The organism is Paraburkholderia sp. GAS41 (genome assembly GCF_050436545.1).
Classification (GTDB): Bacteria; Pseudomonadota; Gammaproteobacteria; order Burkholderiales; family Burkholderiaceae; genus Paraburkholderia.
This window is the reverse complement of record NZ_JBNDMK010000061.1, coordinates 1-5,046: the sequence shown is the minus strand read 5'-3', so window position 1 is coordinate 5,046 and position 5,046 is coordinate 1. Positions and strand designations below refer to the sequence as shown.

The window sequence follows — 5,046 nt, the reverse complement described above, 5'->3', positions numbered from 1 at the left end:
TGCAGCACGGGGCAGCGCCGGGCAGCTGCGCAGTTGGACGCGATCACAGCTTAAATCGACCAGAAAAGTGTCTTGACTGATGGGTCCACTTTAGGGTGCCCATCCAGAACTTTTAGTCAATGATCCTTTGATCTGGGAACTGACCATCGCTGACGCAAATACGTAAGCACGCTGGCTCGTGGTTCCCACCCCGTAGTGCCAGCGTCCTTTTAAACAAACTTTGGAGAGCAATAGTGTTCCTGCATGTCAATGGCACGGGCTACGAGTTGGATGTTCCAGATGATATGCCACTGCTTTGGGTACTGAGAGACATACTTGGTCTCACGGGAACCAAGTTCGGTTGTGGCATTGCCCAGTGTGGCGCGTGTACGGTGTATCTGGACGGTGAAGTTGGCCGCGCTTGTGTGATTCCGGTGGCTGCGCTGGCAAACCGCAAGGTCACGACCATCGAAGGAATGGTCAACTCGACCGTCGGAAAGAGGGTGCAACAGGCGTGGCTTGACATTGACGTCGTGCAATGCGGCTATTGCCAGTCGGGACAGATCATGTCAGCGGCCGCACTGCTTGGGCGCATCCCAAAACCGACGGACTCGGACATCGATCTCGCAATGGCAGGAAACATCTGTCGCTGTGGAACATACGAGCGTATTCGCGCAGCCATTCACCGGGCAGCGGAGGCGGCGTGATCGATGAGAACGGGATCGAGTATAGCCGGCGTGCCTTTCTGAGGATTGGCGGCGGCGTAGGTTTAACCGTAGGCGGAATGCTCCTGTTTGGCGTTAGTCTGCCGGTAATGGCGGCCCCAGTATTGAGAGAGCGCAATCCGCTAGTTGATTCTTCCGACCTCGGCGATACGCTGGGCGATTTCGTCCCGAACGTGTTTGTCCGTATTTCACGGGACGGGCGTATCAGACTAGTGATGCCTAAGGTGGAGATGGGGCAAGGTGTTTATACATCCATTCCGATGCTGATTGCTGAGGAACTCGAAGTATCTCTCGAAAATGTAGAAATCGAGATCTCACCTCCGGAGTCTGAGCTCTATACGGATCCGCTGCTGAGCGCGCAAATAACGGGGGGGTCGAACTCAATGCGCTATGCGTGGGAGCCCTTGCGGCGCGCGGGGGCTGCCGCACGAGTTTTGTTGATCCAGGCTGCGGCCAGTCAGTGGGAGGTCATCCCCGAGAGTTGTTACGCTAAGAACGCACGGGTCATTCATGGGCCGACCGGCCGCACGTTGGAGTACCGGCAACTGGTTGCGAGGGCCACGAGGCTGCCGATCCCCAAAGACCTCGCCAAGACCGTTGTGCTGAAGGATCCACGGCAGTTCCGCGTTATTGGCCGGCCAGTGAAACGCCTTGACTCTCCAGAGAAGGTGAACGGCAGCGCGGTATTTGGTATCGACGTCCGGATCCCGGGGATGCTTTACGCAGTCTCTATTACAAGCCCGGTGGCCGGAGGTAAGGTCAAAGCGGTCGATGATCGGTTTGCTCGCAAAATTCCGGGCGTGCGTCAGGTCGTTACGCTCGACCGTACCGTCGCGGTCGTCGGCGATCATACCTGGGCAGCAAAGCGAGGTCTTGATGCCTTGGTTATCGAATGGGACGACGGACCGAACGCGTCAATTGATACCCTGCTGCTGCAGCAGGATCTGCGGATGGCGGCGTCGAAAAGCGGGGTCGTGTCCCGACAGGTCGGTGACGTGGACGAAGCGTTCGCCAAACACACCCGGCATTATGAGGCCGAGTACGGCCAGCCGTTTCTCGCCCATGCTCCCATGGAGCCACTAAACTGCACGGTCCATGTCAGGCCAGACGGTTGTGACATATGGACCGGAACGCAGGTGCCAGTTTGGGCCGTGGACGCCGGCGCGAAGTATACGGGCTTGCCGCGGGAAAGAATTGTCCTCCATAACCGGCTCCTTGGAGGGGGCTTTGGTCGTCGCAGCGAGGTGGACATCGTCATCCAGGCTTTGCGGATCGGGAAGCATGTGAATGCACCACTCAAGCTTACGTGGATGCGGGAAGAAGACATTCGTCAATGCACGCTTCGGCCTATGTACCACGACAGGATCGCGGCGAGTCTCGACGAACACGGGTGGCCCGTTGGCTGGCGGCACACAGTGGCCGGCTCATCTGTACTTGCGCGTTTCCAGCCGCAGTACTTTAAAGACGGTCTTGACCCGGACGCTGTTGCCGTTGCATCCGATCTGCCTTATGCAATTCCCAATCAAAGGATTCAGTATGTCAGACAGGAGCCCCGTGGCATCGTCACCGGCTTCTGGCGTGGCGTCGGACCGGTACGCGGAACCTTTGTGGTTGAGAGTTTTGTCGATGAACTGGCAATGCTGGCAAGGACCGATCCCGTGGCTTACCGTCGGGCGCTGCTGTCGCGTACGCCGCGGGCGCTTCATGTTCTCGATGTCGTCGCGCGTGAAGCGGGATGGGGCAAACCCCTCGACGCCGGCGTCGGACGAGGGGTGGCAGTGATGCATGCGTTTGGCAGCTTTCTTTCAGCGGTCGTTGAGGCAGACGCACGGAATGGCGAGGTCCACGTGCGGCGGGTAGTGATCGCTGTGGATTGTGGGCATGTGATCAATCCGGATACGGTTGATGCACAGATTCGTGGAGGAGTGATTTTCGGCATCACTGCAGCGCTATATGGGGGTATCACAATCGATCGAGGTCGAGTCGTGCAGGGCAACTTCAACGACTATCGCATCTTGCGCATCCATGAAACACCGCACATCGAAGTTCACGTAGTGCAGAGCGACGAATCGCCGGGTGGGATAGGCGAAGCAGGGTGCGCCGTCCTGGCGCCAGCCCTTACAAACGCCATCTTTTCAGCCACGGGCAAGCGCTTGCGTCAATTGTCAGTAGGAAACCAGCTGGCCGACGGCAACTTCGCTTGAGGGCAAATGGTAATGAATGCTTCTATGTTTCGTAGTGTTCTGGCGTCGATACTTTTGTTCCTTGTATTCACTGCAAGCGCTCAAAGTAGGGATTCCAATTCTCAATTGATCAAGCGAGGAGAATATCTTTCCCGGGTCGGAAACTGCACAGCCTGTCACACCGCGCCCGGTGGTGCTCCGCTAGCCGGAGGCTTACCGATGGCTTTGCCGATGGGCAGGACTTTCTCAACGAATATCACGCCAGATTCAGCAACCGGCATCGGTACGTACACCGAACAGGATTTTTCCCGTGCACTCCGTAAAGGCGTCGCGAAAGACGGCCACAACCTCTATCCGGCGATGCCGTACACCTCCTTTGTAAAGGTGAATGACGCGGATGTGCATGCACTGTATTTATATTTCATGCATGGAGTGCGTCCGGTACAAAAAAGGAATCGGCAACCGGACATCAGTCCGCTGCTCGCCATGCGCTGGCCGATCAAGATCTGGAACGCGATCTTTCTGGATTCGAAGGTGTATGAACCTGAATCGAGCCAGGATGCGCAGTGGAACCGTGGAGCATATCTGGTCGAAGGTCTGGGGCATTGTGGAGCTTGCCATACTGCGCGCGGTGTTGCCGATCAGGAGCTTGCACTCGACGGCTCGAGGAGCGGATTTCTCGGCGGTGCGTTAATCGATAACTGGTACGCATCCGATCTTACAGGGGACTCGAATACAGGATTGGGACAATGGACCGAGGCAGACGTTTTGGAGTTTCTCAAGAGAGGATCAAACCGGCACGCCAGCAGCTTTGGCTCAATGGTTGATGTCATCAATCAAAGCACGCAGGGTATGACCGATGCGGACCTGGCTGCGATAGCTCACTACCTGAAGTCATTGCCCCCGGCTCGGGATTCGATCGAAGAGAAGGCCGCATACGTTTCGCAATCCACGTTTGCACCGTCTATTCCAGCGGATAGAACACCGGTACAAAGCGGGAAGGGATTGTATACGATCTATTGTCTGCAATGTCATGGCGCTGACGGTAAAGGAATGACATCACTGATAGCGCCTCTTCAGCGTAACCCCAATCTGCTCGAAACAGATGCATCATCATTGATCAATCTCTCGCTGCACGGTACGGGTCGGGTGGTGATCCAGGGCGGCCCGGCAGCGTATCCGATGCCGTCGTTTGGCGCAGTCATGAGCGATCGGGATATTGCGGAGGTGTTGACCTACATCCGTGGCAGTTGGGGTAACCATGCGGATGCGGTAGAGGAAAGAAGCGTCGCATTAATGCGCAGCCGAACGAAATCGCCTGCAGAGTAAGACTTGCATTGGTGAAAAAAGGCTAGCGTCCTCCAGCCCGGGTGCTCACTTGAGCTCTCGAAAAGATGGACTCTTTGATAATCATCGGGACACTGCGATAAGCCCGAATTCGAATACCCTCCTAGAATTCATCTACAGGATTCACAGTTTCTGAGCGCCCGATAAGGGCTCGGAAAAAGAGGGACAGGTTTTTCCTCGAAATAGATGAAGTCAGGAGACAGCGTGACGCTTACCGTACACGAGAGCCTCGTACCACTTGAGGGCGTCAACCCGGATATGAACGGGTGCGACCAGTCGAATACTGTTGCAATCTGCCGCACGTGTCCGAGGGATCGGCCGCACAGCGGCGAGCAAGGACTAGCTCTCTATAACGAAATAAAAGAGAGGCTGACCAGCCAGGGTATGACCGTGATGCTGGTCCACTGCCTCGGTAGTTGCAGGACGCCGTGCGCTGTTGCGTTTGATGCGCCGGCAAAGCCCCGTGTGCGTCTTTCGGGTCTGAAAGACGTTAACGCGCGGGACCTGATCGATGCCGCGCTTGGGTACCGGCAGGCGGTATCGGATGATGTGAACGTCAGGATGCTTCCAGCGATGCTGCAGCGCCACGTCACCGCCATTTCACCAAAGCGGAAGCGAAGCGCTGCATAAAAGAGCGGTGCGTTTGACGCACCACACCACCTTCAATTCATCAACCCACTAAACTCAGGAACACATATGAAACTCAAATACGATGACGTAGGGACAGGTACGCCGGTCGTTTTCGTGCACGGACTGGGTGGTACCGGTAACGTTTTCGGATCCCAGGTTGCGGCGCTCTCGCCCAGCTTTCG

The 5,046-nt window shown here is 56.5% G+C and carries 4 protein-coding genes; all 4 read left to right on the top strand.

Features of this window, described 5'->3' with window-relative positions; translation table 11 throughout:
* Window positions 1–230: 230 nt before the first annotated feature.
* On the top strand, window positions 231–686 hold the full coding sequence (locus tag P3T43_RS35295) for a (2Fe-2S)-binding protein (RefSeq protein WP_429285613.1): 456 nt from the start codon (window positions 231–233) through the stop codon (window positions 684–686).
* On the top strand, window positions 683–2,908 hold the full coding sequence (locus tag P3T43_RS35290; RefSeq protein ID WP_429285612.1) for a molybdopterin cofactor-binding domain-containing protein: 2,226 nt from the start codon (window positions 683–685) through the stop codon (window positions 2,906–2,908). The genes P3T43_RS35295 and P3T43_RS35290 overlap by 4 nt, the downstream gene beginning before the upstream one ends.
* Before the next feature lie 6 nt (window positions 2,909–2,914).
* Window positions 2,915–4,216 carry a c-type cytochrome gene (locus P3T43_RS35285; protein ID WP_429285611.1) on the top strand — a complete coding sequence of 434 codons (1,302 nt, stop codon included), beginning with the start codon at window positions 2,915–2,917 and terminating at the stop codon, window positions 4,214–4,216.
* A gap of 222 nt (window positions 4,217–4,438) precedes the next feature.
* Complete coding sequence (locus P3T43_RS35280; protein ID WP_429285610.1) at window positions 4,439–4,864, top strand: DUF1636 family protein; 426 nt, start codon at window positions 4,439–4,441, stop codon at window positions 4,862–4,864.
* Window positions 4,865–5,046: the final 182 nt, after the last annotated feature.